The organism is Mesorhizobium sp. B2-4-14, assembly GCF_006442155.1.
Classification (GTDB): domain Bacteria; phylum Pseudomonadota; class Alphaproteobacteria; order Rhizobiales; family Rhizobiaceae; genus Mesorhizobium.
The window spans coordinates 1-24931 of the sequence record NZ_VFVA01000054.1 but is presented as its reverse complement, the minus strand read 5'-3'; the positions used below and the strand labels follow the sequence as shown (position 1 = coordinate 24931).

Below are 24931 nucleotides of genomic sequence, written 5' to 3'. Positions count from 1 at the left end.
ATGTTACGGGTGCCGCCGGCGCCGGAGCCCATCTTGCCGGCCGCGTTCTGGAACGCGGCGATGACGTCGGCGTGCTGCCCCATACCGAGATAGTCATTGGAACACCAGACGGTGATTTCCTCGGCGCGGCCGTTGGAACGCCAGATGGCGCGCGGAAACTTGCCCGCGATACGCTCGAGGTCGGCGAAGACGCGGTAGCGACGCTCGGCATGGAGCTGGTCGATCGCTTCTTCGAAGAACCGCTGGTAATTCATGAGTTCGTCCCCTGATCGCAAAGTTTTCGGCTGGTCCGGGCTATAAATGAGACGACGATTCTCATGCCGCTTTGATTTCCATCAAGGGCAGAGCCTTTCACGCGCAGTTGAGCGGTCGGCGGTGAGATGGATCAAATGTCATTCGCTGATGTTGCGCAGGGCCTCGTATCTGACGATCTCGACATTGCGCAGGCCATGCAGTCGGATCATGCCCTTGTCCTTCAGCTTGGTGAACACGCGCGACACGGTCTCGATGGTGAGGCCCAGATAGTCGCCGATATCCATCCGCGACATTGGCAGTTCGACCGGCTGCAGCCCACCCTGGCGCTCCGCCATGTCCAGGAGGAACGCCGCTACGCGTTCGACAGCAGTCTGGCGCCCGAGAACCAGCAGATGCTCCTGTGCCCGGGTCAGACCCTTCAGCGCAAGGGGGAGCAGTTGACGGGAGACGTCCGCGTCAGCCGCGAGCCGGATGGCGCGGACGCCGGTCGCCTTGATGGCTTCGGCAAAGAAATGATGCGTCGTGTCCGCTTCGAAGCCGAACGTCTCGCCGGCAAGGTGAAAGGCACTGATCTGCCGGCGGCCGTCGGCAAGCAGACGATAGATACGGACAGCCCCGAACTCGATCTGGTAGAAGGCTCCGGCCTTCTCGCCCTGGGCATAGATTTCCGAGCCGGCGGTATGGAAACTGACCGGCTGCGGCGCATTGTCGAATGCCGCAGGCGGGCTCATCCGTGCGGACTGCGAAGGCGGTGCAATTCGGGAGGCGGTGTAGGCGTGCATGGCTGTTTTCCCGGTTGATCCGTGTCACAGCAATCGCGCGAATCCACCTGTCGCGAAATTCGGTTATGTCCCTACGGGATATTACCTAGACTGGTTGGCAGCGTCACTCCCCTCGACGCGTGCGCCGCGCGGGCGGCCTCGAACCCTGGGCCATGACCGCCCCGGACGATTTCGATGGCATCGCGCCTCCCGCATGGGCTGGCAAGGGCGCAGCATTGACGGTCCTGAGCGGAAATACCAGGATACCCGCAATGTGCCGCTGCTCCCGCCTGCCCGCCTTAGTCCTTGGCCTCTCGACCGGACACTCACTCCACGGAAATTCTGAAGAATACGTGAGGGGCGCTATCCGATACCGGCGGCGAGACCGGCTTAAGGCCGCCAGGCTCCCACCAGTCGGTGTGCTTGCTCAGCATCGTCCAGGCATGATCCCGCTCCAGCTTGTGGCCGAGGCGGTCCGGCAGTTCCTGGAAACGACCCTCGACAACCACGCTTTTCCAGTTTCTTCCTTCGCCGCGTTCGCCGATTTGAACGCAAACCAGCGGGTTCGCGCGCATGTAGACGATCTTCCTGCCCGGCATGGAAAACGCATAAAGATGGTTGTCGGCGTGCGCGTAGTGGACTGGCACGACATAAGGTTGCCCATCTTTCGAGCACGCCAGATGGCCCACACGATTGGCGGTCAGCAGCTTCGTACACTCCAGGGCGGAAAGAGTTCGAATGAGCATCGGTGCGATCTCCTATCTTCATGATTATCGAAATTCGTCACGTCGGCGCGGGCGCCGGCAGATTTTCGCCTACCTATCGTATGACGTGCCGGCTGGCTGCCTCGGTCAGGCCAGCCACGGCCCCTTCGTCCGAAACGCGCGCTTTCCGGCAACCGACAAGGGCTTTCGATTGCCCCGATAGACCAGGCGCCGACGTTCCAGTTCCGGGCGTTCAGCACTGATCAAGGCAGCGAGAGCCGCATCGTCGAGTGCGTAGGTTTCTATGGTTTCCCGGTTGAGAACGACGTCTGGCGGCTCGCCATCCACAAGGGCCGCGACTGCGACTTGCGGGATGCCTGGTGCGCCAACCTTGCAGACGATGAGCAGGTCGAGAGGAGCATTACGTGCCCCAGCCACCTCCACCGCGACCGGAACGCCGCCAAGCGGGACTGCCAGCACGACCGGTTTGTGCAATTGAAGCTTTGCCAACTCGGCGCCGAGCTTCTCTCCGGCATCCTTTCGGTCACGAAACATCGCTCAGTCCGCCGGCCAAAGTTGACGAAGCGACTTCTTCAGGGAGTTTCTCACCTGGACGATCTCTCCGTGCGATATGTGGCGTTCGAGAAGCGCGAAGACGGCATTGAGGGCGACGTCGAAATCGACATCGTCATCATAGCCGAAGCTTGCTCTGACGCTGGTGATGAAGTCGCGCTTCTTTCTTTCGCACACAGGCGTCGAGGATGGCTTCCAGCCGTCGAAGTAAACGCCGCGGATCAACATGGGCAGTTGTGCCGAAAGGTCGGCCATTTCTGCCGCCGGCAGCCAGTCCCGCAGCGTGTGCAGGACAGATCGCATCAACCGATAGGCATTCGGCTCGCTCCAGTTGAGATCCTTGGCGAGCTCCTTGACCCAATGCTCCGCCTGCTGCGAAGCGTGACTAAATCCGCCAAAGGAAAAATGGGACAAATGGGTCATCGCGCGTGCTCCTCGAAGATCTCCCGCCAGTTTTCAATTTCTTCCCTGTCCACGCATTGCGTTGGATCAAGTCGTGTTATCCGCGGCGGCGATGCCTGGACTCGGCTGCACAAACGCGATCAGTTCGAAATGACCGATGAAATGACCCTGGACAAACTACCGCGACGCCGACCACTTCGGCTTTGGTGAGATAGGGCAAGCCGTTGGCCACTGCGCGCCGCATCTCGCGGCTGTCGGGTGTGCCGGCGGTGACCGGCTTCGGCTCAGCCGCGCCGGTGGCGTCCAAACAATGATGCGGTGGCTCACAAAAATGATTCAGATCAAGGCGGCGCTTGGTGCGCGTACGGATCATATGAAAATGTGGGAACCGATCCAAAGCGCTCCGTTTGACCGGGAGCTTGAACTGGCCGTCTTGGACGAAGACGGCGAGCATGCGCTTGTCTTTCCGTGCAAGAAGATCCTTGGGGGCTGGAAGAACGCCGCAAGCGGCGTGCGTGTCGAAATCCGGCCTACGCACTGGCGTAACTGGCAGAGAGCCGACAGGGCAATGACCGACCGGACGGCGAGCCAGCCTTAGAGCGGTTCAGCGTTCGATAGGGTCGATGATCCGTTCCAATTCTCTGCTCCGCGAAATTCCGGACGGAAAACCGCTATGCGCTTTTCCTGCAATTGCTCTAGTTCTTCGATTCGACGATCAAGGCCATGCGCACGAGATGCGAAAGGCTGCCGGCGCCCATTTTGCTCATGACATTGGCGCGATGAATTTCAACCGTGCGGGGGCTGATGCCCAGATCATAGGCGATGGTCTTGTTGGGCATGCCGGAGACAAGCCCATCGAGAACCTGCCGCTCCCGTTCCGACAGCGTCGACCGACGTCGTTGTATGTCGGCGGACTGGGGATGCGTGGCGTTCAGCTGATTGCTGTTATCCAAGGCGGAGCGGATCGCGCCGAGCAGGGCTTCGTCGTCGAAGGGTTTTTCGATAAAATCGGCAGCGCCTTCCTTCATTGCCTGAACCGCAAGCGCCACATCCGCGTGCCCGGTCATGACAATGACCGGCACTTTGTAACCTCGCTTCCTGAGTTCCCGCAGCAGGTCAATCCCATCGATGCCGGGCATGCGTACATCGGTCACGACGCAGCCTTCCAGGCGTTCGGTGGCGGCAGTCAAGAATGCCGTTGCCGATTCATGCAGGCGAACGGCAAAATGGGCAGTCGCCAGCAAAAAACCGAGCGACTTGCGAACATCCACATCGTCGTCAACAACATGCACGAGATCAATGGCGGCCACTGGCGACCTCTTCTTTTTCGATGATGCGCAAGGTGAATCGAAAGGCTGTTCCCCCGTCGGGCATAGGCTCGGCCCAGATGTGCCCACCGTGCGACTCCACGATGGTGCGGCAAATGGACAGCCCGACACCCATACCCTGCTTCTTGGTCGTTACAAATGGCTGGAAAAGTTGGGCGGAAACCTCCGGCGAAAGTCCGCTCCCCGTATCGATCACACTGACCTCCGCCATGCCGTCCGCTCGTGCGACGGTCGTAACGTGCAACTCGCGCCGCGGCGTGCTTTGCATGGCCTCCACCGCGTTGCGCATCAGGTTCAGCAGGACCTGCTGGATCTGGATGCGATCGGTCAGCACGAGTTCGGCTGCAGGATCAAGTTTGAAAGAGACTTTCAGGTCCATTTCCCTCGCGCCCACGAGTGCCAGGGATGAGGCCTCATCGATCAACGCGGGCAACCGTTCGACCTGGCGCTCGCTCTCGCCCCTCGCAACGAAGTCGCGAAGGTGTCGAATGACTTCACCGGCCCGAAGAGCTTGTTCGGCCGCCTTCTCGACAGCGTCGCGAAGCATCGGGGCGTTCTCTTCCGTGCTCTTCTCGAGCAGCCTGCGGCTGCCTTTCAGGTAATTGGTAATGGCGGTGAGCGGCTGGTTGATCTCGTGCGCCAAGGTGGAGGCCATCTCTCCAAGCGCGGTAAACCGCGCCATATGGAGCAGTTCCATCTGCTGTTCCTGTATTCTCGCTTCTGCCCGGTGACGCTCCGTCAGATCGCGGCAGAAGCCGGTAAAGAACCGTCCGGTCCCAGGGTTCATTTCGCCCACGGCAAGCTCCATCGGGAAGGTGGAGCCATCCTTGCGCATACCGGTGACGGTGCGGCCGAGCCCAATGATCCGGCGTTCTCCCGTCGTGAGGTAGCGGTGCAGGTAGGCGTCGTGCTCGCCGCGATAGGGAGACGGCATCAAAATATTGACGTTCTGGCCGATGACTTCACTTGCCCGAAAACCGAACAATGTTTCGGCCGCGGTGCTGAAGGACTGAATGCGGCCTTGTTCATCGATGACGACCATCGCATCGGGCACCGTTGCCAGGATCGAGCGCAAATGGTCTTCGCGAAGCTGCAGGGCGGCATTGGCAAACGAAAGTTCGCTGACGTCATTGCCTTCGACAAAGATGGCTGTGATGCGGCCATTGTCGGCCCTGATCGGTTGGTAAACGAAATCCAGGATGCGCTCTTCGACGGCCTCGTCATTCTTGTTTTGCAAGATGATCTTGACCCCGCGGCCCCGGAACGGTTCGCCGGTCTGAAATACCTGGTCGAGCTGCTCGTAGAAGCCTTGCCCCTCCAGTTCCGGCAGGGCGTCGCGAACCGATTTGCCGATGACTTGTCGTTGCCCGATAAGGCGTTGGTAGGCTGTATTGGTCAGTTCGAAGATGTGACCTGGCTCGCGCAGCAGCGTCATGAAACCGGGAGCCTGGTCGAACATCAGCGCCAACTGCTCGAGTTCGGCCTGGGTCCGCCGATCGGCGCCGACGCGATCGGTGACCTCATTCACAAAACAGAGAACGCCGCCGATCGTGCCATCGTCGTCGACGACCGGCGAATACGAAATATCGAAATAGGCTTCCTCGCCATAACCATGTCGCTCCAGGTGGAACGGGCGAGCCTTTGCGACGACGGTTTCTCCGCTTTCGCGGACCTTGCGAAGCAGTGGTTCGAGGTCCGCCCACAACTCCGCGCGGCTTTCCACCGCGGGCCTGCCGTACGCTCGTGGGTGTTTTTCGCCGAGCGAAGAGATGTGGGCGTCATTGTACAGTGCGACATACTCCGGCCCCCAGAACAGTACGATCGGGACCTTTGCCGGCAGCATCGTGCATACTGTGGTTGTGAGCGTCCGGGACCATGACACGATTGGACCGATCGGCGACTTCGACCAGTTATGGGACATGATCAACCTGCCGATCTCGCTGTCTCCAAGTGACAATGCAGATCTCAGCATTGCCATGCCGTCGGACGAGATTGGTACTCCTTCGGTGTTCACATGAAGTTCCCGACGCGCAGAACAGCTCGGAGGCTGATCTATCATTCAATCGCTTGGTAATCACGCAAAACCAGCAACGGAATGTCTGTCGCAGGCCGATTCCGGGTTTGATGCGCATCAAGGCGCCGAGCGCGGATGAATGCACTGGATGCTGCGCTCAATCCCCTCGCGAGGTCGCCACAATGTCCTATAAGTCAATCGCCGTGAATCTTGCCGTGGATACGGCGCCCGATCCAATCCTGAAGGTTGCCGTTGACCTTGCCGATCGATTTGGCGCCCGCCTCATCGGCCTGGCCGCGGCTGATGTGCCGCCTCTCGTAACCACCGGCGACGGTTTGGTCTTCGAAGGCGAGATCATGCAGATCCAACGAGAGGAAATCGAAAGGCGACTGGGCGAACTCAAGTCCGCGTTCGCGAGACTGGTTCCAGCGTCGATCAACAGCGAATGGGGCCAAGCGGTCTGCAGCCCGACGCGTTTCCTCACGGTCTCGGCCCGCGCCGCCGATCTGCTCATCGTCGGAAGCGAGCAGAAGGGCAATGTGTATCGGGCCGTGGATTTCGGCAGCCTTGCACTTGGTGCCGGCCGGCCCGTCCTTGTCTGCGCGAACAATGTCGAAGTCGTGCCGATAAAGGCCGTGCTCCTCGCCTGGAAGGACACGAGGGAAGCCCGGCGGGCGGTTTCGGATGCATTGCCCATGATGGCGAAGGCGGATGACGTGGTCGTCGCGAACATGGATACGGATCATGACGGCAGTATCCGCAACAGCCTGGACGATGTCATCGCCTTCCTCAGCGTTCACGGCGTCAAGGCACGCTCTCAACTCATCGCGGGCGAGGGGGATGGCGAGCAACTGCTGGAATTCGCACGATCGATCCACGCCGATCTGATAGTTTCGGGCGCATACGGTCATAGCCGGCTGCGAGAATGGGCCTTTGGCGGCGTCACGCGGACATTGCTCGAAGACAGCGGCATCAACCGTCTCCTTTCCTACTGATGTTCTCTCGTCATGCACGCAGCCTGCTGCCGGCCAACCCAGCGATCTGGATTGGCCGGCAGCAAAGGAAAGGTAACATGCTGTCCGCCCCCGCTTCGATAGGCATCGTAAGTCCGCAAGGCGCCTACTGGTCGATCGAGAGCAGCGAGCTGTTGCAGCGTCTGCAAGCGTCGGCGACGGGGCTAGCGAGCGCCGAAGTCGAAGCGCGGCTCGCCAAAATCGGCCGGAACAGTCCGACATCGCAAATCAGCTCTTCGGCGCTGAGCCTGTTCGGCCGGCAATTTCGCAGCCCGCTCGTTCTCATCCTCATCTTTGCCGCCGTCGTTTCGGCGTTCGTTGGAGATGGCCAGGAGGCCGCGATCATCGGCGTGATCGTGTTGGCGAGCTGCGCGCTGAGCTTCACGCAGGAATACGGCGCCTCGCGGGCGACGCAAGCACTGAAACAGCGCATTTCGCGCAAGGCGGCCGTCTTGCGCGACAATGCCGAGCGCTCCGTCGATGCCGAGGGGATCGTACCGGGCGACATAGTGCGGCTCTCGGCCGGGAATCTGATTCCAGCGGATGGTGTCCTCCTCGAGACCTGTGATTTCAATGTCAGCGAGGCCGTGCTCACCGGCGAGACATTTCCGGCCGTGAAGGCACCGGGGCGATCGGCGCCGGATGCTCCCATTGCCCAGCGCTCAAACGCGGTGTTCACAGGCACGTCGGTGCGCAGCGGGACCGCCACCATGCTGGCCGTAAATACCGGAAGCCGAACCGAGTTCGCCTCCATCGCCGCGGCTCTGGAACGGAATATTCCTGAAACAGAGTTTGCCAAGGGGATCAGGCGGTTCGGCTACCTGATGACCGAGATAATGCTGGCAATCGTCATCATTGTTTTCTTTGCCAATCTGCTGCTGCAACGGCCCTTGATCGAGTCCCTGCTGTTTTCCCTGGCTCTGGCGGTCGGCCTCACGCCGGAACTGCTCCCGGCCATCATCAGTGTGACGCTGGCCAAAGGCGCGCGCGCCATGGCGGCAAATGGGGTCATCGTGCGGCGTCTCGACGCGATCGAAAACCTGGGCAGCATTGCACCGACAAGACCGGAACCTTGACGGAAGGGGTTATCCATCTTGACGGATGGGTTGACGTCGATGGCAAACCGTCGGCCGACATCCTGCTTTGGGCGCGTCTCAATGCGTGCCTGCAGACCGGGCTGAAAAACCCATTGGATGAAGCGATAGCAGCAGCACAAGGTGGCGGCTCCAATCAGGAAGCCTTCATCAAAGTCGATGAAATTCCGTATGATTTCATTCGCAAGAGGCTGTCGGTCATCGTGCGCGGCAAAGGAGCTGACGAGCTTCTGATCTGCAAGGGCGCGGTTCAGAATGTGCTTGAGGCCTGCAGCTCGGTTCGTACCGCGAAGGGGTCGGAACTGCTTGGTCCCGAGCAGCGCGATGCAATCGAGGCGAAGTTCCGCGGTTGGAGCGCCGATGGCTACCGTGTGCTCGGCGTGGCTGTTCGTGAGCACGAAAAGCGGGCACATTGCACCAGATACGACGAGGTTGCACTCGCCTTCGTGGGTTTCCTGCTCTTCCTTGATCCGCCCAAGGCTGGGGTGCGCGAAACGCTGGCGGCACTCGGTCATCGCGGTATCGCGGTGAAGGTCATCTCCGGGGACAATCGCTACGTCGCAGCACACCTTGCCGACGCGGTGGGGCTGCGCTCGGATCGCATCATGACAGGCGAGGATCTGGCAAAGCTCACCAAGGGCGCACTCTTCGGGCGTGCAAAAAACACGGACCTCTTTGTCGAAATCGATCCCAACCAGAAGGAACGCATCGTCGAAGCCTTCAGAAGCCACGGACACGTCGTCGGCTACATGGGAGACGGCATCAATGACGCGCCGGCCCTCCACGAGGCCGACATCGGCATTTCGGTGCACACGGCCGTCGACGTCGCTAGGGAGGCCGCCGACATCATCCTTCTGAAGCAAGATCTGGGCGTCGTCGTGCGCGGAGTCGACGATGGGCGCAAGACGTTCGGCAACACGATGAAATATATCTCGATCACCACCAGCGCCAATTTCGGCAACATGATCAGCATGGCGGTCGCATCTTTGTTTCTGCCATTCCTGCCGATGCTGGCGACGCAGATCCTGCTCAACAATCTGCTCTCCAGCATTCCATCGCTGGCAATCGCCGCGGACAATGTCGATGCGGAGCAGACCAGCCGGCCGCGCCGATGGGACATCCACATCATCAGGCGCTTCATGATCAGCTTTGGTTTGCTGAGCTCCATGTTCGATTTCGCGACTTTTGCCTTTCTGTTGCTCGTCATTCACGCCGCCCCCGACGCATTCCGGACGGCGTGGTTCGTCGAGTCGCTAATGACCCAACTGGCGATCGTGCTGATCGTGCGCACGCACAAACCATTCTGGGCAAGCCGCCCCGGCAAGGCGCTGGCCAGGCTGACCGTGGCGGTCGGCTTTGCGGCTGTCGTCATTCCCTATGTGCCGTTGTCAGCCGCATTTGGGTTCGTCCCGTTGCCGTTGACCGTCCTTTCCGGCCTTCTCGCAATCACGGCAACGTATCTGGGGGCATCCGAAGCCACCAAAGGATGGTTCTTTGGACAGGAAATCCAGCGCCGGCGACACACGCGTGAGCGAGGCGTCGACGCTCGCCATGGAGCATGACGCAAGCACCTGAAACGCAAGGCTCGTTGTTCTCGGTCAAGACGATGGCGGCCCATACTGTGCTCGCGCCCTCGTCTTCTCACAAGTTACCGCTCAGGTTTGTCTTCCTGATCCGTCAGGATGCGTTCCGCAGCGCCGTCAAGGTCCTCATATTGACCACTCTTCAAGGCCCAAAGGAAACCGACAAGGCCGAGTGTGCCAAGAAAGAGAGCGACCGGAATCAAGTAGACGAGCGTTATCATGACAGAGCGGCCGAGGATTGGGCTTTGGAACCGAGCGTGTCGGAAGACGGGCGCACCGGCTTGCGCAGGACGGATTCATGCAGGCGCAACGCGTTTGCAATGACCAACAGCGAGGAAATCGACATCGCGGCGGCCGCGATCAGCGGCGTGACGTGGCCCAAGATCGCGACTGGCACTGCGATCGCATTGTAGATGATGGCCAGGGCGACATTCTGGCGAATGAGCCGGTCCGCTCTTCGCGAGACTTCCAGCGCGAAGGGAATTGCCAGGAGGCTTTCGCGAAGGAACACAAAGTCCGCGGCGCTGCGGCCGATGTCGGCCGCCGTGGCTGGAGCGATGGAGACGTGCGCCGCGCTGAGCGCCGGCGTGTCGTTCAGGCCGTCGCCGACCATCAGAACCCTGTGCCCGGCTCTGGCGAGGTCTTCCACGCGTTCGACCTTTCCGGACGGCAAGAGGCACGGAACGAAGTTGCCGATAGCCAGTGTCTGCGCGACTTGGCCACAGGCACGCGCCGTGTCGCCGGACAACATTTCGACTGAAACTCCAGCGTCTTCCAACTGGATCAAAGCTGTCCGGGCGTCGGAACGCAGCGCATCCTCGAATTCGAAGCTCGCCACGGTCATGCCGTTCTTCGCCAAGACCGTTCCGCCGAGGCCATGCTTGCCTTCACCCCCGGTTCTGGCTTTCCACCCTGCCCAGCCGCGCCGGCCCAACCGCCAGGTGCTTCCGGCCGCTACCGCCTCAATGCCAAAACCCGGATATTCAGTGACGTCGTCGAATTTCATTTGCCCCCCGCGACCGGCAAAACCGGCGATCGCTCTTGAGAAAGGATGGCGAGAGTTCGAGGCCATGTTGGCCGCGATCGCCAGCATGGCCGGGTCGATCGACGACGCATTGACGAGACGGGGCTGTCCGAGGGTGAGCGTGCCTGTCTTGTCGAACGCCGCGATATCGACTGTTGCCAGACGCTCCATCGCTGAACCGTCCTTGACCATGATGCCGCTTTCGAACAAGCGCCGTGCGGCGACCACCTGCACAATCGGCACTGCGAGGCCCAACGCGCAGGGACAGGTGATGATCAGGACGGCGATCGCAATGGTAATGGACCTATGCCAGTCGCCGGTGGCGGCCATCCATCCGAGGAATGTCGCAAAGGCGGTGAGGTGAACCACCGGGGCATAGAGCGCCGAGACCCGATCGGCGATGCGGCGGTACTTCGCACGTCCGCCCTCGGCGGCCTCCATCAGCCGAACCATCTCGGCCAGAAATGAGTCCTTCGCCGCAGCTGTACATTCGATCGTCAGCGGCCCGGTTAGGTTGAGGACGCCGGCTTGGACGGTCTGTCCGATGGATGCGTTTCGCGGCGTGCTCTCGCCGGAGACTAGGGAACAATCGAGATCCGATGTCCCTTTGACAATTCGTCCGTCCACCGGAACCCTTTCGCCCGCAGCCACAAGCACGTGCATTCCAGGTTCAATTTCGTCGACAGGCAGATAGTCGCGCGAACCATCGCCGCGCACGGCCATCGCGCCGCGGGCGGCAAGCCGCGACAAGCCCTTCACAGCGGTTCTCGCGCGTTCGCGCATCACATAGTCGAGCGTTCTGCCGATCAGCAGGAAAAAGAGAAGCGATACCGAGGCATCGAAATACGCGTAATCGCCATGGTTGATCGTCTCGTAAAGGCTCATTGCATAGGCCAGAGAGACGCCCACTGCGATCGGGACATCCATGTTCATGCGACCATGCCGCAAAGCAGTCCAGGCCGAGCGAAAGAAGATGCCGCCGGCGAACGCAAGCGCGGGAATGGCAATAAGCGCCGATACCCAATGGAACAGGTCACGCGTCGCGCCCTGCGCTCCAGACCAGACCGAGACGGAAAGGAGCATGATGTTGCCAGCGGCAAAGCCTGCTACGGCCACGGCGCGAATCAATTCCGACAACGTCTCGTCCCTTTGGTCGGCTGCCGGATCGCAAAGGTGCGCGTCATAGCCAAGCCTGCCAAGTGTAGCCACGAATGGCGGCACTGCGCCATCACGCCAGCGCACCGAGACGCGTTTGGTCGACAGGTTTACGCGCGCGCCTTCGACCCGCTCGAGGCCGGCGAGCGCCGTCTCGATAGCCTGGATGCAGGCGCCGCAATGGACTGCGGGCACGGAAAGGTCGGTTTGGATGATACCCTCGCCAAGCGGCCGGCTTGCCAGGTTGATTTCCTGGCTCGACGGTAGATTTGCGGTCGAGCCGCTCAGATCCAGCGCGGACTCAACGCCGGGTGCGCAACAACTCATTGGATCTCTCCGTGGGCGATAATGAGCCGCCGAACCTCGCGATACGGCTCGGAGAGTCCCGCGTCGGCATCAACTTCCACGATCCAGACCCCGTCCTTTGGCTGATGGCGCGCGGCGAATTCCTGTCCAACACCCGAAGCCAGAATGACCAGCTTGTCTTCTTTCTCGTATGCCGGGTGGCGAAACATCACCTTGACGCCGTGCAATGCGACCGGCTTGCCGGAGCCATCCGCCAGGCTGTAGCGGATGTCTCCGCCGGAGATCACCAACTGACTTCTCCAGCCGAGCGCTGCCTGGGCGCGGCCTTGCTCGGCCTTCTTGTTGAATTGCTGACTGGCAACATACGTGTCTTCGACGACGAGGCCGGTCCAAGTGGTGTTTGCAAGGGTCGCCATCAAGACGTTGACTCCTATGACGACACCGAAAAAAGCGATGAAGACGGCCAACATGCGCCGACCGGTGAATTCGCGAGGCCTCCGTGTCGCGACACTCATTTGCTGCTCTCCGGCGCGTTGAAGGTGGCGGTGTATTGGTTCGACTCGAACGATGCCTTGTCCTGGGCGATGAACCTGAAGGTCTGCGTTGCACCCTGGATCCGAGTGACTGGAAGGCGCACGAAAATCTTCAGCGTCTTCAAACGGTCGGGTTCGACGGGGATCGCAAAGGAGCGCCCTGCGGGAAGCTCGCTGCCAACGAGGCTCATTTCCGCGCCTTCGAGCCCTTCCAGCCTGACGACAATTGTCCTTGGCTCCGGGATCATGTTGAGAAGCTTGACGGTGTAGCCATTGCGAATGGCGCCATCCGACAGACTGACAAATTGCGGGTTGCGGTCGTGGAGCACGTTCACTTCAAGCCGGTCGCGTGTCAGCAGCGAGTAGAGCAATGCCAGGCCGAGCATGGACCATAGGCCCATGTAAGCGAAGGTGCGTGACCGAAAGATCTTCCTCAGGTGGAAGTGGGCAACCTTGTCGGAAAATTCTCCGTCACCGGTCCTGATCAACGAAGGCCTAATGGGCAACGTCCCCTGAGCGGTGGCCAGCGCCATATTGGCATTGTAGTCGGTGAGCGTTGCATAGGAGATCAGTCCGCGCTCTCTGCCGAGCTTGTCCATGACCCCGTCGCAGGCGTCGATGCACAGAGCGCAAGTAATGCATTCGAGCTGCTGGCCGTCGCGGATGTCGATGCCCATCGGGCAGACGGCGACGCAGGCGTTGCAATCGACGCAATCCCCTGTTGCAAGGCCTGCCGCCTGGGCTTTCTTGGGGTGTCGCGAGCGCGGCTCGCCGCGCCAGTCATTGTAGGTGACGGTCAGCGAACTCTCGTCAAGCATGGCTGCCTGAATCCGCGGCCATGGGCACATGTATGTGCAGACCTGTTCGCGCATCAGTCCGCCGAAGGTGTAGGTCGTCGCTGTCAGCACACCGATCGTGATGTAGGCGACAGGTGCTGCAGCGCCCGTGGTGACCTCTCCAAGCAGCGTCGGCGCATCAGCGAAATAGAAGATCCATGCTCCGCCTGTCGCGATGGCGATAACCAGCCAGATGAGATGTTTGGCCGTACGAAGGCCGAGCTTGCGAATTGTCCAGGGTCCGGCGTCCAGCTTCATGCGCGCATTGCGATCACCCTCGATCGCCCGTTCGACGACAAGAAACAGATCGACCCAGACGGTCTGCGGGCAAGCGTAGCCGCACCAGGCGCGCCCGACCGTCGACGTCAGCAGGAAGAGGCCGACCCCGGCCATAACGAGGAGGCCAGCGACGTAGTAGAATTCCTGTGGCCAGATCTCGATGAAGAAGAAGTAGAAACGCCGATTTGCGAGATCCACAAGCACCGCCTGGTCTGGTGCGAATGGGCCGCGGTCCCACCGCAGCCACGGTGTCAGGTAGTAGATGCCAAGGGTGATGGCCATCACCAGCCATTTGAACTGGCGAAACCGACCAGAAGCACGCTTGGGAAAGATCTTTTTGCGCGCCGCATAAAGCGGCTGCCGCATCTTGGCGGAATTGACCGGCTCTGCTTCAAGCCGTTCTATCTGTGTTTGATCCAGCACAGGTATCTCCAAACGCGTAGCCGATGATCTCGCGTTGGACAGGTTTGCCGTATGGCGGTCCAGGCCGCGTTGATGCAAGTCAATCCGCCATCAGTCCACGAAACAGTCGAGGCCCGGCATAGCCGGGCCTCGTCGCTTTGGCGGCAGAGGGCAGGGAATAGGTCCCTCGCTTCCTATTCCCCACCGCCAAGCGAATGGATGTAAACAGCGAGTTCCTTGACCTTGGTCTCGCCCAGACGCGCACCCCATGCAGGCATCACACCATTCCTGGGCGCTCGTATCTGTGCCGCGATCGCAGCTTCACCCGAACCGTACAGCCAGATCGCGTCGGTCAGATTGGGTGCACCGACCTCGCGGTTGCCTTTTGCGTTGTCGCCGTGGCAGGCGGCGCAATTATCCGCGAACACCTTGGCGCCCGGAGCGATCAGGGCGGCGTTGTCGACGGTGCCCGACAGGCTGACGACGAAGGTGCTGACCTGCGCGATCTCCTCCGCGGACAGGACCTCCGCGAAGGCCGGCATCTCCGAAACCCGTGTGTCGGAGTCGGGTGAAAAGCGAATTCCGTGCGTAATTGTCTGCTGGATCTGATCCGGCTTGCCGCCCCAAAGCCAATCATCGTCGTTGAGATTGGGAAAGCCTTTCGACCCCGTCGCGCCGGAACCATGACACTGAGTGCAATTGACCTTGAACGCGGCTCCGCCGGCGGCGACGGCGAACTCCCGCAATGAATCGTCGGCGAGTATTTCGGAGACGGATTTGGACTGCACCGACGCCACATATTTGTCCTTGGCGGCATCGGCGGCCGCGAGCTCGTTCTTGACCTCGCTACGGCTGGAATAGCCAAGCACGCCTTTGGTCGCGGATGTCAGCATCGGCCAGGCAGGATAGGCGACCGTATAGCCGATTGCCCAGAGGATGGTGATGTAGAAGGTAATGACCCACCACCGCGGGAGCGGATTGTTGAGTTCCCTGATGCCATCCCATTCATGGCCAGTCGTGGAGACGCCCGACACCTCGTCGATGTGCTGGTCGCTCATGGTCAGTCGTCCTTAAGAGGGATTTGGGCTGCTTCGTCGGCTTGGCTCTTGCCTCCTGGTCGGAGAGCGAAAACGATCGCCCCGACAAAGAACAGGGCCATGAGAAGTAGCACCCAACTGTCGGCGAATTGCCGCATCGCATTGTAATCCATGGCGTTTTCCTCAGCGGTATCCGGCAGATTCGTCGTAGTTCTTGAAGTCGACCAAAGTCCCGAGGACCTGCAGATAGGCGACAAGCGCGTCCATCTCGCTTACCTGGCTTGGATTGCCGTCGAAATCCCCGACCTTGGCCTTGGGATAGCGTTTCAGAAGTGCGGTCGTGTCGGCAGCGGGGTCCGCCTGCGCTTTCAGGTCGGCATCGGCGTTGGCGGTCATGTCGGGCGTATAGGGAACACCAACACGAGCGTTCGCGACGAGATGCGTCGAGAAGTTTTTCAGGTCCAGTGGCGTGTCTTTCAGAAAGCCATAGCTCGGCATGACCGATTCAGGCACCACCGACTGTGGATTGGTCAGGTGCTGGGCGTGCCATTCGTTGGAATAGCGGTCGCCGACACGCGCCAGATCGGGGCCGGTACGCTTGGATCCCCACTGAAAGGGGTGATCGTACATCGACTCCGCCGCGAGGCTGTAATGGCCATAGCGCTCGACCTCGTCGCGGAAGGGCCTGATCATCTGGCTGTGGCAGAGATAACAGCCCTCTCGCACGTATATGTTGCGCCCGGCGAGCTCGAGCGGCGAATACGGCCGCATGCCTTCGACCTTCTCGATCGTGTTGTCGAGATAGAAGAGCGGTGCGATCTCGACGATGCCGCCTATCGTCACCACCAGCAGGGAGCCGACGAGAAGAAGCGTCGCGTTCTTTTCGATGACCGAGTGTCTGTCCATCAAGCTCATTGGAATCGCTCCTTACTGCGCAGGCTGAAGGGCGGGGACCGAGCCCGGCATGGGTGCCTCTTCGCGCTGGTGACCGAGGATCGTCATGGCGATGTTCCAGGCCATGATGAGGGCACCAGAGAGATACATCGCCCCGCCGATGGCACGCATCACGTAGTAGGGGTGCATGGCGGCCACGGACTCGGCGAAGGAATAGACCAGGAAGCCCTGTTCGTCGTATTCGCGCCACATCAGGCCCTGCATGATGCCGGAGACCCACATCACCGCCGCGTAGACCACGATGCCAAGCGTCGCGAGCCAGAAGTGCCACGTCACCAGGCGGAGCGAATAGAGACGTTCGCGGTTCCAAAGCTTCGGAACCATGTAGTAGAGAGCGCCGAACGAGATCAGGCCGACCCAGCCGAGCGCACCCGAGTGAACGTGGCCGATTGTCCAGTCGGTATAGTGCGACAATGAATTCACCGTCTTGATGGACATCATCGGACCTTCGAAGGTCGACATGCCGTAGAAGGCGATGGCAGCGACCATCATGCGGATGATCGGATCCGTGCGGATCTTGTCCCAAGCGCCCGACAGCGTCATCAGGCCGTTGATCATGCCGCCCCAGGACGGCATCCAGAGCATGATCGAGAACACCATGCCGAGCGTCTGCGCCCAGTCGGGCAGGGCGGTGTAATGCAGGTGATGCGGACCCGCCCAGATATAAAGGAAGATCAGCGCCCAGAAGTGGATGATCGACAGGCGGTAGGAATAGACCGGCCTGTTGGCCTGCTTCGGCACGAAGTAATACATCATGCCAAGGAAGCCCGCGGTGAGGAAGAAACCGACCGCGTTGTGGCCGTACCACCATTGCGTCAAGGCATCCTGTACCCCGGAGAATGCCGAGTAGCTCTTGGAACCCAGGAAGGAGGCCGGCATCGACAGGTTGTTGACCACATGCAGCATCGCGATCGTCACGATGAAGGACAGGTAGAACCAGTTGGCAACGTAGATATGTGGCTCCTTGCGCTTCAGGATCGTGCCGAGGAAGAGGATGAGATAGGCGACCCAGACGATGGTCAGCCAGATGTCGACATACCATTCAGGCTCGGCATATTCGCGAGCTTCGGTGATGCCGATCAGATAGCCCGTCGCCGCCATCACGATGAAGAGCTGGTAACCCCAGAACACGAACCAGGCGAGATTGCCGCCGAACAGGCGTGCGCGGCAGGTCCGCTGAACAACATAAAATGATGTACACAGCAGCGCATTGCCGGCGAATGCAAAGACAACGCCCGACGTGTGCACCGGCCTTAGCCGACCGAAATTGAACCATGGCTGGATATTGAGCTGCGGATAAGCCAGTTCCAGCGCGATGACGACGCCGACCAGCATGCCGACGACGCCCCAGAACATGGTCGCTATGGCACCATAGCGGATGGGGCCATCCATGTAGGCCGAGGGATCGATAGGGGCAGCCGGCGCGAAACTCGTGTTGCGGAGAAGGATGGCGGTAAAACCAAGCAGCACGACGAACAGGATCCACATGTGTTGCCGGAAAGGCTCGTCCACGCCGAAGCCCGCGGCCACAAGCGCGGCAAAAGCGAATAGGCCCAAAGCAAAGATTTCTATCCCAAATCTCATGATATGTCCCCGAGCGCGACGTCGATGCGCGGCTGTGCATCCGATGCCGCATCAATTCCGCGAGCGGCCGGCTGGCGCCTTGATCCATGTCAAAGTCCGCGCTTCGCCACTTCGACAATCTTGCGCATTGATTTCACGCGTGGAGGTCCCTGATGGCCAGCGGCAAGTCCTCAGTCGTCGTAAGATGCGATACGCCGGAAGCCTGTCCGGTGGTCACGGCCTGTCTGCAGGGAGGTCGGGTGCCGTGCCTGGACGTCTGTCGCTGGCATGATCAAAAGCTGCGACTATGTGACGAGCTGGAAGCCATCGCCGACGGATTGCCGGCGAAGGTGGACCGTTTGAAATGCCTCCTTGTCGCAAACGAACTCGTGCCGTTGTTGCGTACAAGCCACGCCTACGAAGAGGAATATATCTTTCCCGCGTTCGCGCGCGACAGCGGTCAAGACGCATCTCGTGCCGCCTCCGTCCGTCGGCTCAAGGCAGAGCACGTCGAGGACGAATGCTCGGCCCAGGACTTGACCGACACCTTGCTTGCCATCGGGCACGGCGGCGCTATTGCCAACCCCGAGGCTTTGGGGTTCATGCTGCGTGGATTCTTCGACAACATGCGCCGGCACGTGGCTTTCGAAAGAGAGCACGTGCTGCCCATGATCCCGGCGAGGCAACTTGACTAGAGCGTTTCACGGAACGCTCCAAATCTTTGTTTCTACGTAATTCCGGACGGAAAGCCGCTGCGGACGTTCCTGGAATTGCCTAGGAGCCTGAGCGTCGCTCCAGCCGGCTCATATTGTCAACGACGACACGTCTATTGTTTTCAATTCTGATCACCCCGTCCGCCCGCAATCTGGTCAGCTGACGGCTGACCGTCTCGATCGTCAGGCCGAGAAAGTCGGCGATATCGGTTCGCGTCAGCGGGAGATCGAAGACTGTCGATACAGAGTCCTGGCCGTTTGCCGGATCGATGTTCGCTGCGATCATCAGAAGAAAACTGGCGACTTTTTCGGAGGCGGTTTTACGTCCGAGTGTCATCATCCAGTCACGTGCCTGGTCAAGTTCCTTCAAGGCTTGCTGGAGCAGGCGATGCTCAAGCTCGGGCGACGCCTTTATCATTCGATCGATGGCGGCCTTTGGGAATGAGCAAAGCGAAACGCTGGTCGCCGCCTCGGCGTTGATTGCACTTTCATGCTTGAACGGCCGCCCCAGAAAGTCGGGCGCGAATTGAAGGCCGACGATCTGTTGGCGACCGTCAGAGAGGCTCTTGGTGAGTTTGACCACGCCCGCGAGAACGTTCGAATAGCTTTCAACCGTTTCGGCATCCCCGATCAGTTCTTCACCTGCCTCGACACTGTGCTTGACGGAGGTCTTGGCCAGTCCCGTCAGTTGATCGACGTCCAGTGCACCGCAGACGCCGTGATGTCGCGCCTCGCAGGATTGGCACAAGACCGGAATGTCGGAATTGTGGATGTCCAGTCGCTCGGCCATTGCATCACCCATGAATCCGGATGCCGGCGGACAGCATCACTTCGGGCCATGGTTGCCGTCTCCGCAGCGCCGGCACATTGATTGAAATCAAGGAATCGTGGTCTGGATCAGTCTAACTCGCAGGGATGCAAAGGCCGTCCAACAGCGACATTCGACCGGATTTGTCCGCCAAATTGGGCGAGAGCGTCCCCCGCTACACGAGCTATCCGACGGCCCCGCATTTCCATTCGGGCATTGACGCGCAAACCGTTCGCGGCTGGCTGGAAGCAATTGAGCCGAGCAGCGAGATTTCGCTCTATCTGCATGTACCTTACTGCGACAAGCTATGCTGGTTCTGTGCCTGTCACACCAAGCAGACCCGTCACTATGCGCCCGTGGCGTCTTTCTTGCGCTCTCTTCATGCCGAAATCGAGACAGTGGCAGGCATTGTGCGTGGCAAAGGGCGCATTCGCGCCCTCCATTTCGGAGGCGGCTCACCAACGATGCTGACGCCCAGTGACATCGTGGCACTCGGGAGGCGCCTGCGCGCCGAGTTCGATCTGCTTGACGATGCCAGCGTGAGTATCGAGATCGAGCCCAATGACATGGATGAGGCGCGCCTGGAAGCCCTTGCGGCAATCGGCATGACGAGGGCGAGCCTTGGCGTTCAGGACTTCGATCCCAAAGTTCAGAAGGCGATCAATCGCGAGCAGAGTTTCGAGCTGACAAAACAGGTCGTGGATGGTGTTCGCGCACGCGGCGTGAAATCCGTCAATCTCGATCTGCTCTACGGCCTGCCACATCAGACGCTCGAAAGCATCGCCATGACGGTCGAGCAGGCGCTGACACTGGTGCCGGACAGGATGGCGCTCTTCGGCTACGCTCATGTGCCGTGGTTCAAGAAACACCAGACGATGATCGACGAAGCCTGGCTGCCGGATTCGATGCAACGCCTCGCGCAATCGCGTCTTGCGGCACAGATGATCGAAGCGGCCGGCTATGAGCCGATTGGGCTGGATCATTTCGCCAAGCCTGGCGATTCGCTGGCGATCGCCGCCATGGCGGGCAGATTGCATCGCAATTTCCAGGGCTATACCGAGGATCAATGTGACACCCTCATCGGGTTCGGGCCTTCCTCGATCAGCCGATACAGGCAAGGTTACGCGCAAAACATCGTTGCCACCGGCGAATATGAGAAGGCGGTGGCTGCAGGACGATTGGCCACGGCCCGAGGAATTGAGCTCAGCCTCGACGACCGGGCGAGGGGATGGGTCATCGAGCGTCTGATGTGCGACTTCTCGTTCTCGGCAATCGAACTGGTGGAGCTCTTCGGCGAGAGAGGGCAGAAACTACTCCTTCAGGCCAGCCGTCTCGCCACGAACGGCTCCGGACGACTGATTGAACTGCGGAATGACCATTTCGTGGTGCCAGCTGAAAGCCGTGCGCTCGTAAGGACGGTTGCGGCCAAATTCGATAATTATTTGCAGACCGGAACAGCCCGACATTCCCTGGCCGTTTGAGCTCGGACTTTGAGGCTCGCCGGCGGGGTTGCCAGTGGAGAGCTGTGGGAAGGGCGGATTTGGGTGCCGGCGCGCCTAGCCATGTGATGCCTGGCAAGCATGCCAAGGATGGCAAACATCGCGGCGGCAGGCACCAAGATAGCCGCAAATCCAGGCAGCGAACGGCACAAGATTGTCATCGTTGCACCTCAGGCGGCACTGCCGGATCAGGCGCGGCGCCAGCAGGAGTTTGCGCCCGATCAAGGCGAAAAAACATCGCCAGTTTCAGGCTTGTCGCTATCCGTTCGGCCCGGTCGACAAACACCATCGCGGTGTCGGGTGCAAAAAGGCCGGCCACGGTCTTGCGGAAGACGTCCATCCAGATGTCGAAGTCCGCTTCAGTAACGTCGGTTAGTTTCAGGTGGGCGGGCACTGGCCGCCCGTGATAATCGCCAGTCCGCAGGATGATGGAGCGCCAGAAGTCGGTCATTTTCTCAAGATGCGGCTCCCAATCGCCAGGGATCTCACGCGCGAAGATTGGCCCAAGGCGATCGTTCTGTCGGATCGTGGCATAAAATTCGCGCACGAGATGCCTGATCGAGGCTCGATTGATCCCTGGATTGTCCAGGCCTCGTTCTGCTTTTGGCCAGGCTTGTGCGGCCAAGGATGATTTCACTGTCATGCTTGATTTCTCGCTCAGGAAATTCCAAATCGCCGAAGGGTCGCCTGGACGAAGTTGAGGCGCTCGCGGACGAGACGGAACCCCAGATTGTCGGGTGGCGTGCCGACCGCGCAGCCGCCGCTCTTGCCGTCGCGGATGAAGTTCGACATGTAGGTGCGGTGGAACCCTTCCACGACATGAACGCCGCAATTGTCGATCGAACTTGAAATCTGCCTGCCGTCGGTGCTCATCGTTGCATGAACGTAGCATGTCGATGTCCACTCCCAGACATTGCCGGCGATATCGGCCACGCCTTTTGAATTTGTGCCAAAGGCTCCGCGAGTTCTGGGATCCGGATCGGCTTTTTGACCGAGCGAGGCCTCGGTTCGATATTGGACCAGCCAGCGTTGGGCGGGATTGTTGGGGTCGCTGTCGCCAACTTCGATATCGCTGCGGAAACGCTCGCCGGCCGCATAAGCCCACTCCTGATCCGTTGGCAGTCGCCATGAAGCGCCTGTCCGGCTCGAAAGCCAGTTCGCGTACGCCTCGGCATCGATGTGACTGATACCGGTGACCGGAACATTGCCATTGCTGCTCTTATCGGCCGGTCTGCATGCGCCAGCCGCCACGCAACGCCCATATTCGAGCGCGCTTACCTGATACTTCATGATTTCAAGGGGAACGCCGAGCTTCACCACAATCCTGGGCGCCATTACCGGTCGGTTGCCCCTCAGGAACTCGCCTGGCCGCGGATGTTCGAACGAGCCCGCCGGCAGCGTCACAAACTCGGCAACGACAATTTCGTGTGGGCGCTCCGCAAGAAGCCAGTTGGCCATGCCGATAGCCAACACGGCTGCGGCGGCCCCACACGCGACGATTGGTTTAAGCGGCATGGTTTTCGTCCGGCTGTGAACACGACCCTGCAGGATGGATGCAGGGTCGTGTCGACCTTCAGAATGAACGTATCGATTAGGACGAAATCGGCTTCATGAACGTATCGATTAGGACGAAATCGGCTTCGCTGCCTCGACCTGGGTCATCAGGTCGTCGTCCCAGGTCCCGTCGACAGTGAAATGCGCCGTCGCACCGAGTTCCACGGCTTCGATCAGATTGTGGTTCACGTAGGCATAGACGCCCGGCTGCCGGAATGTGTAGAGCGCCGAGCCGGCCGATCCACCGCGGATGAACCAGGTTTCGAGATCTTTCGCCGGCGGATTCGCGAACTTGCCCTGTTCCCAGACATAGTCGCCATGGCCGCCGATGAGGTGAGGGCGGGTATCGCGGTTGGCCTGGGAGTGGACGATCAGGACCGTCTCACCGACCTTGGCTTTCATGGCATTCTCGCCGGTCAGCGATCCCGCCTTGCCGTTGAACACGACATGGGTGGGGATCAACCCACGCATGACCTTGACCGTGTCGTCATAGTTGTCGCCGGCGGACTCGTATTTCTTGAACTTTCCGCTCTCGTCGCGGGGAATGTAGAAGTCGTTCTCTCCGATATAGTAGATGCGGTCGTAGTCGATCGGCTTGCCCTTCTCGTCCTTGAGCCCGTCGCGCGGCAGCACCATCACCGTGCCGCTCATGCCCGATACGACATGCCACGGGATCATGGGACCGCCAGGGGCGCAATGATAGACGAACGTGCCGGACCGTGTTGCCTTGAAGCGAAGCGTTGTCTGCTCGCCCGGATTGATCAGCGTCAGCGCACCGCCGCCGAGAGCGCCGGTCGCGGCGTGGAAGTCGATGTTGTGGGCAAGCGTGTTGGCATCGGGGTTGATCAGGGTGAGTTCGAGATAGTCACCCTGGTGAACGACCATCAGAGGGCCCGGGATCGAACCGTTGTAGGTCATGGCGTTGAGTTGCGTGCCGTCGGCATCGATGACGATCGGCTTTTCCTCGATTGTCATGGTGAATTCGACGACTTTCGGACCGCTTTTGGCAACCTGCTCGTGAGCGTGGACGAAAGGCGGTGCGACCAGCGTGACCTTTTCACGGGGCAGTCCGGCCACCTCCTCTGCGCTTGCCGCAGCAGCCGGCATGGCTGTAATCGCTGCGACGGCGGCAGCGGTGAAAACCGAACCCAATAACGCTTCACGTCTCGTAAGCATTTCCATCTCCTGTGCCTGAACCGATTTCTGGTCAGATCTTAGTCCTCTTGTTGCGAACGTCTTTGCGCTAGCGCAAATCTGATTTCATTCATCCAAGGGCTGGAGGAGACAGGAATGATTGTCGTGGAGGCCGGGGCGAAATCTTCAGCATAACGAGATCGGCCGGACTGGACCTCTCCGTGGTCCATCCGGCCGTTTCCTCCGGAGATCACGAACCGGAGAGTCCTTGTAAGAGAGCAGGTCAGTTGGAGGCGGCTTTGCTCGCTTCGCTGAACAAATCCGCGAACACCGTGTTGGCCTTGCCGACCTGCTTTACGGCTTGCGCGGCTGCCAGGTTGACGGGCTTGCCGACGACGATCAGTGCCACCATGCCCATTCCGTAGTGCGGTGCGCACTTGACGCCATAAACGCCTTCCTTGGTGAGGGTCACGGTGATTTCCTCACTCGGCTTTCCCTTGAAGGCTTCAGCGCCATCCGGCAGCATGCCCTTGATGGTTTCGGCGTTGTGGGATTTGTCGGTAGGCACGAACTTCACCGTGTCTCCTGGCACCGCACGGGTAAAAGCAGGCTGGAAGACCATTGCACCTTTCTCGCCCTTGTTCAGCATTTGAATCACATGCTCCTCGGCGCTTGCAGTGCCGGCGGTGAGAAGAGCGATGGCGGCGGCAATCAGGGGCAGTCTCATGGGAAGTCCTTTCTTGAGTTCGTCACGGTATCGACCGTGGCGTCCTTCTAGATCGTCGGCCGTCGTGGCGATTTGCGCTGGCGCAAATTGGCCGAAGAAAATGTGAGCGCCGGCTGTGGGTTCAGGAGAGGTTGACCGGGGGGCGGATTCTCGTCGAGCCCTGTTCGTCAGGGAGGCTCTCCTGCTTGCCGCGTCTGCAGGTGCGCCAATGATGTCGACAATTGCTCCTTTCTAGCTCCGCCGGTTCGGCGGAATCTGGCCCGGTGCAGCAAGATCGGGAGTTGAAGACGGTATGCATCACTTGCCGCCAATCGGTCGCCCATGACACAGTCCGGCCAAATGATCTGGACGCGTTGTGGCGATCAAGGAGTAATACGGTTGGCCAGCCTCGATCGCTCGCTGATTGCCGGGCTCTCCATCTTCGAGGGCATGGCCGCCGCAGATCTCGACCGCATCGTCAGACAGGCAAGATCCACGAGGATCGCGAAGGATCAGCTGGTGTTCGAACAGGAGCAGGACGCCGATTCCTTTTTCCTGCTGCTCGACGGACATGTGCGCGTGGTGAAATCGACGCCGGAGGGTCAGGACGTGACTGTCCGCTACATAAGTCCAGGCGAATTGCTGGGCATCGCCCATGCGCTGGGCCGCGCCACCTATCCGGCAAATGCGATTGCCGCCGT

26 protein-coding genes and 1 pseudogene are annotated in these 24931 nt (G+C 60.2%); 7 read left to right on the top strand and 20 right to left on the bottom strand.

The annotated features are described in order from the left end of the window. From FJ938_RS27675 to FJ938_RS27655, 5 genes and pseudogenes are all read right to left on the bottom strand, one after another. Positions 1–254, bottom strand: a pseudogene (locus tag FJ938_RS27675) (5-aminolevulinate synthase); the annotation flags it as partial. Positions 255–392: 138 nt separating this feature from the next. Continuing rightward, positions 393–1037: a helix-turn-helix domain-containing protein gene (locus tag FJ938_RS27670; RefSeq protein WP_140610697.1), complete on the bottom strand. Its 645-nt coding sequence runs from the start codon at positions 1035–1037 to the stop codon at positions 393–395. 305 nt (positions 1038–1342) lie between these two features. Beyond that, positions 1343–1762, bottom strand: a complete 420-nt coding sequence (locus FJ938_RS27665) for a pyridoxamine 5'-phosphate oxidase family protein (RefSeq protein WP_140699471.1) — start codon at positions 1760–1762, stop codon at positions 1343–1345. 105 nt (positions 1763–1867) lie between these two features. Further along, positions 1868–2275 carry a hypothetical protein gene (locus tag FJ938_RS27660; RefSeq protein WP_181165648.1) on the bottom strand — a complete coding sequence of 136 codons (408 nt, stop codon included), beginning with the start codon at positions 2273–2275 and terminating at the stop codon, positions 1868–1870. A gap of 3 nt (positions 2276–2278) precedes the next feature. Continuing rightward, on the bottom strand, positions 2279–2716 hold the full coding sequence (locus FJ938_RS27655; RefSeq protein ID WP_140699468.1) for a DUF2267 domain-containing protein: 438 nt from the start codon (positions 2714–2716) through the stop codon (positions 2279–2281). 310 nt (positions 2717–3026) lie between these two features. Here FJ938_RS27655 and FJ938_RS27650 point away from each other — a divergent pair, with 310 nt between their 5' ends. Next, positions 3027–3293, top strand: coding sequence for a hypothetical protein (locus tag FJ938_RS27650; protein WP_246671534.1), 267 nt, complete (start codon positions 3027–3029; stop codon positions 3291–3293). 97 nt (positions 3294–3390) lie between these two features. Here FJ938_RS27650 and fixJ read toward each other — a convergent pair whose 3' ends face one another. Both fixJ and FJ938_RS27640 read right to left on the bottom strand, forming a co-directional pair. Further along, positions 3391–4005 carry a response regulator FixJ gene (fixJ, locus tag FJ938_RS27645; RefSeq protein ID WP_140610700.1) on the bottom strand — a complete coding sequence of 205 codons (615 nt, stop codon included), beginning with the start codon at positions 4003–4005 and terminating at the stop codon, positions 3391–3393. Then, positions 3992–6037 (bottom strand): PAS domain S-box protein, encoded by a 2046-nt coding sequence (locus tag FJ938_RS27640; protein WP_181169201.1) that lies wholly within the window; start codon positions 6035–6037, stop codon positions 3992–3994. The genes fixJ and FJ938_RS27640 overlap by 14 nt, the downstream gene beginning before the upstream one ends. A 182-nt stretch (positions 6038–6219) precedes the next feature. On the opposite strand from FJ938_RS27640, the gene FJ938_RS27635 reads away from it, so the two are divergent. The 3 genes from FJ938_RS27635 to FJ938_RS30480 all read left to right on the top strand — a co-directional run bounded on the left by FJ938_RS27635 (position 6220) and on the right by FJ938_RS30480 (position 9706). Then, positions 6220–7032: a universal stress protein gene (locus tag FJ938_RS27635; RefSeq protein WP_140610721.1), complete on the top strand. Its 813-nt coding sequence runs from the start codon at positions 6220–6222 to the stop codon at positions 7030–7032. A 77-nt stretch (positions 7033–7109) separates the two neighbouring features. After that, positions 7110–8126 carry an HAD-IC family P-type ATPase gene (locus FJ938_RS30485; RefSeq protein WP_348642302.1) on the top strand — a complete coding sequence of 339 codons (1017 nt, stop codon included), beginning with the start codon at positions 7110–7112 and terminating at the stop codon, positions 8124–8126. Next, positions 8123–9706, top strand: coding sequence for an HAD-IC family P-type ATPase (locus tag FJ938_RS30480; protein WP_348642301.1), 1584 nt, complete (start codon positions 8123–8125; stop codon positions 9704–9706). Before FJ938_RS30485 ends, FJ938_RS30480 begins: the two co-directional genes overlap by 4 nt. Positions 9707–9792: 86 nt before the next feature. Here FJ938_RS30480 and ccoS read toward each other — a convergent pair whose 3' ends face one another. The 8 genes from ccoS to ccoN form a co-directional block, all read right to left on the bottom strand. Continuing rightward, the gene (gene ccoS, locus FJ938_RS27625; RefSeq protein WP_140610702.1) at positions 9793–9948 is read right to left on the bottom strand and encodes a cbb3-type cytochrome oxidase assembly protein CcoS; all 156 of its coding nucleotides are present in this window, start codon (positions 9946–9948) and stop codon (positions 9793–9795) included. After that, on the bottom strand, positions 9945–12233 hold the full coding sequence (locus tag FJ938_RS27620; RefSeq protein WP_140699462.1) for a cation-translocating P-type ATPase: 2289 nt from the start codon (positions 12231–12233) through the stop codon (positions 9945–9947). The genes ccoS and FJ938_RS27620 overlap by 4 nt, the downstream gene beginning before the upstream one ends. Further along, positions 12230–12727, bottom strand: coding sequence for a FixH family protein (locus FJ938_RS27615; RefSeq protein WP_140699460.1), 498 nt, complete (start codon positions 12725–12727; stop codon positions 12230–12232). The genes FJ938_RS27620 and FJ938_RS27615 overlap by 4 nt, the downstream gene beginning before the upstream one ends. Continuing rightward, the gene (gene ccoG / locus FJ938_RS27610; protein WP_140699457.1) at positions 12724–14283 is read right to left on the bottom strand and encodes a cytochrome c oxidase accessory protein CcoG; all 1560 of its coding nucleotides are present in this window, start codon (positions 14281–14283) and stop codon (positions 12724–12726) included. Before ccoG ends, FJ938_RS27615 begins: the two co-directional genes overlap by 4 nt. Before the next feature lie 173 nt (positions 14284–14456). Then, entirely contained in the window at positions 14457–15320 is an 864-nt protein-coding gene (ccoP, locus tag FJ938_RS27605) for a cytochrome-c oxidase, cbb3-type subunit III (protein ID WP_140610706.1), read from the bottom strand. Positions 15321–15322: 2 nt separating this feature from the next. Then, complete coding sequence (locus tag FJ938_RS27600; RefSeq protein ID WP_140610707.1) at positions 15323–15472, bottom strand: cbb3-type cytochrome c oxidase subunit 3; 150 nt, start codon at positions 15470–15472, stop codon at positions 15323–15325. Positions 15473–15482: 10 nt separating this feature from the next. Continuing rightward, the gene (gene ccoO / locus FJ938_RS27595; RefSeq protein ID WP_140610708.1) at positions 15483–16214 is read right to left on the bottom strand and encodes a cytochrome-c oxidase, cbb3-type subunit II; all 732 of its coding nucleotides are present in this window, start codon (positions 16212–16214) and stop codon (positions 15483–15485) included. Between the two features lie 12 nt (positions 16215–16226). After that, positions 16227–17837: a cytochrome-c oxidase, cbb3-type subunit I gene (gene ccoN, locus FJ938_RS27590; protein ID WP_140699454.1), complete on the bottom strand. Its 1611-nt coding sequence runs from the start codon at positions 17835–17837 to the stop codon at positions 16227–16229. Between the two features lie 152 nt (positions 17838–17989). On the opposite strand from ccoN, the gene FJ938_RS27585 reads away from it, so the two are divergent. Beyond that, entirely contained in the window at positions 17990–18511 is a 522-nt protein-coding gene (locus tag FJ938_RS27585; RefSeq protein WP_140610710.1) for a hemerythrin domain-containing protein, read from the top strand. A 79-nt stretch (positions 18512–18590) separates the two neighbouring features. On the opposite strand, the gene FJ938_RS27580 is transcribed toward FJ938_RS27585, so the two are convergent. Next, positions 18591–19319 carry a Crp/Fnr family transcriptional regulator gene (locus FJ938_RS27580; protein WP_140699451.1) on the bottom strand — a complete coding sequence of 243 codons (729 nt, stop codon included), beginning with the start codon at positions 19317–19319 and terminating at the stop codon, positions 18591–18593. Positions 19320–19468: 149 nt separating this feature from the next. On the opposite strand from FJ938_RS27580, the gene hemN reads away from it, so the two are divergent. Then, on the top strand, positions 19469–20818 hold the full coding sequence (gene hemN / locus FJ938_RS27575) for an oxygen-independent coproporphyrinogen III oxidase (RefSeq protein ID WP_140699474.1): 1350 nt from the start codon (positions 19469–19471) through the stop codon (positions 20816–20818). 175 nt (positions 20819–20993) lie between these two features. Here hemN and FJ938_RS27570 read toward each other — a convergent pair whose 3' ends face one another. The 4 genes from FJ938_RS27570 to FJ938_RS27555 all read right to left on the bottom strand — a co-directional run bounded on the left by FJ938_RS27570 (position 20994) and on the right by FJ938_RS27555 (position 24251). Next, positions 20994–21479 (bottom strand): group III truncated hemoglobin, encoded by a 486-nt coding sequence (locus tag FJ938_RS27570; RefSeq protein ID WP_140699448.1) that lies wholly within the window; start codon positions 21477–21479, stop codon positions 20994–20996. Positions 21480–21493: 14 nt separating this feature from the next. Further along, entirely contained in the window at positions 21494–22294 is an 801-nt protein-coding gene (locus FJ938_RS27565; RefSeq protein ID WP_246673566.1) for an SUMF1/EgtB/PvdO family nonheme iron enzyme, read from the bottom strand. Positions 22295–22459: 165 nt separating this feature from the next. Beyond that, entirely contained in the window at positions 22460–23566 is a 1107-nt protein-coding gene (nirK, locus tag FJ938_RS27560; RefSeq protein WP_140610714.1) for a copper-containing nitrite reductase, read from the bottom strand. Between the two features lie 241 nt (positions 23567–23807). Next, positions 23808–24251 carry a pseudoazurin gene (locus FJ938_RS27555; protein ID WP_140610715.1) on the bottom strand — a complete coding sequence of 148 codons (444 nt, stop codon included), beginning with the start codon at positions 24249–24251 and terminating at the stop codon, positions 23808–23810. Positions 24252–24629: 378 nt separating this feature from the next. Between FJ938_RS27555 and FJ938_RS27550 the strand changes: the two genes are divergently transcribed. Then, on the top strand, positions 24630–24931 hold a 302-nt coding region (locus FJ938_RS27550; protein WP_140699442.1), incomplete at its 3' end, for a cyclic nucleotide-binding domain-containing protein.

Excerpts from the sequence above, each read along its gene's own strand:
- FJ938_RS27670 (WP_140610697.1), bottom strand. The coding sequence starts at position 1,037 with ATGCACGCCTACACCGCCTCCCGAATTGCACCGCCTTCGCAGTCCGCA.
- FJ938_RS27665 (WP_140699471.1), bottom strand. The coding sequence starts at position 1,762 with ATGCTCATTCGAACTCTTTCCGCCCTGGAGTGTACGAAGCTGCTGACC.
- FJ938_RS27660 (WP_181165648.1), bottom strand. The coding sequence starts at position 2,275 with ATGTTTCGTGACCGAAAGGATGCCGGAGAGAAGCTCGGCGCCGAGTTG.
- FJ938_RS27655 (WP_140699468.1), bottom strand. The coding sequence starts at position 2,716 with ATGACCCATTTGTCCCATTTTTCCTTTGGCGGATTTAGTCACGCTTCG.
- FJ938_RS27650 (WP_246671534.1), top strand. The coding sequence starts at position 3,027 with ATGATTCAGATCAAGGCGGCGCTTGGTGCGCGTACGGATCATATGAAA.
- FJ938_RS27635 (WP_140610721.1), top strand. The coding sequence starts at position 6,220 with ATGTCCTATAAGTCAATCGCCGTGAATCTTGCCGTGGATACGGCGCCC.
- FJ938_RS30485 (WP_348642302.1), top strand. The coding sequence starts at position 7,110 with ATGCTGTCCGCCCCCGCTTCGATAGGCATCGTAAGTCCGCAAGGCGCC.
- ccoS (WP_140610702.1), bottom strand. The coding sequence starts at position 9,948 with ATGATAACGCTCGTCTACTTGATTCCGGTCGCTCTCTTTCTTGGCACA.
- FJ938_RS27620 (WP_140699462.1), bottom strand. The coding sequence starts at position 12,233 with ATGAGTTGTTGCGCACCCGGCGTTGAGTCCGCGCTGGATCTGAGCGGC.
- FJ938_RS27615 (WP_140699460.1), bottom strand. The coding sequence starts at position 12,727 with ATGAGTGTCGCGACACGGAGGCCTCGCGAATTCACCGGTCGGCGCATG.
- ccoP (WP_140610706.1), bottom strand. The coding sequence starts at position 15,320 with ATGAGCGACCAGCACATCGACGAGGTGTCGGGCGTCTCCACGACTGGC.
- FJ938_RS27600 (WP_140610707.1), bottom strand. The coding sequence starts at position 15,472 with ATGGATTACAATGCGATGCGGCAATTCGCCGACAGTTGGGTGCTACTT.
- ccoO (WP_140610708.1), bottom strand. The coding sequence starts at position 16,214 with ATGAGCTTGATGGACAGACACTCGGTCATCGAAAAGAACGCGACGCTT.
- ccoN (WP_140699454.1), bottom strand. The coding sequence starts at position 17,837 with ATGAGATTTGGGATAGAAATCTTTGCTTTGGGCCTATTCGCTTTTGCC.
- FJ938_RS27585 (WP_140610710.1), top strand. The coding sequence starts at position 17,990 with ATGGCCAGCGGCAAGTCCTCAGTCGTCGTAAGATGCGATACGCCGGAA.
- FJ938_RS27580 (WP_140699451.1), bottom strand. The coding sequence starts at position 19,319 with ATGGCCGAGCGACTGGACATCCACAATTCCGACATTCCGGTCTTGTGC.
- FJ938_RS27570 (WP_140699448.1), bottom strand. The coding sequence starts at position 21,479 with ATGACAGTGAAATCATCCTTGGCCGCACAAGCCTGGCCAAAAGCAGAA.
- FJ938_RS27565 (WP_246673566.1), bottom strand. The coding sequence starts at position 22,294 with ATGGCCAACTGGCTTCTTGCGGAGCGCCCACACGAAATTGTCGTTGCC.
- nirK (WP_140610714.1), bottom strand. The coding sequence starts at position 23,566 with ATGCTTACGAGACGTGAAGCGTTATTGGGTTCGGTTTTCACCGCTGCC.
- FJ938_RS27555 (WP_140610715.1), bottom strand. The coding sequence starts at position 24,251 with ATGAGACTGCCCCTGATTGCCGCCGCCATCGCTCTTCTCACCGCCGGC.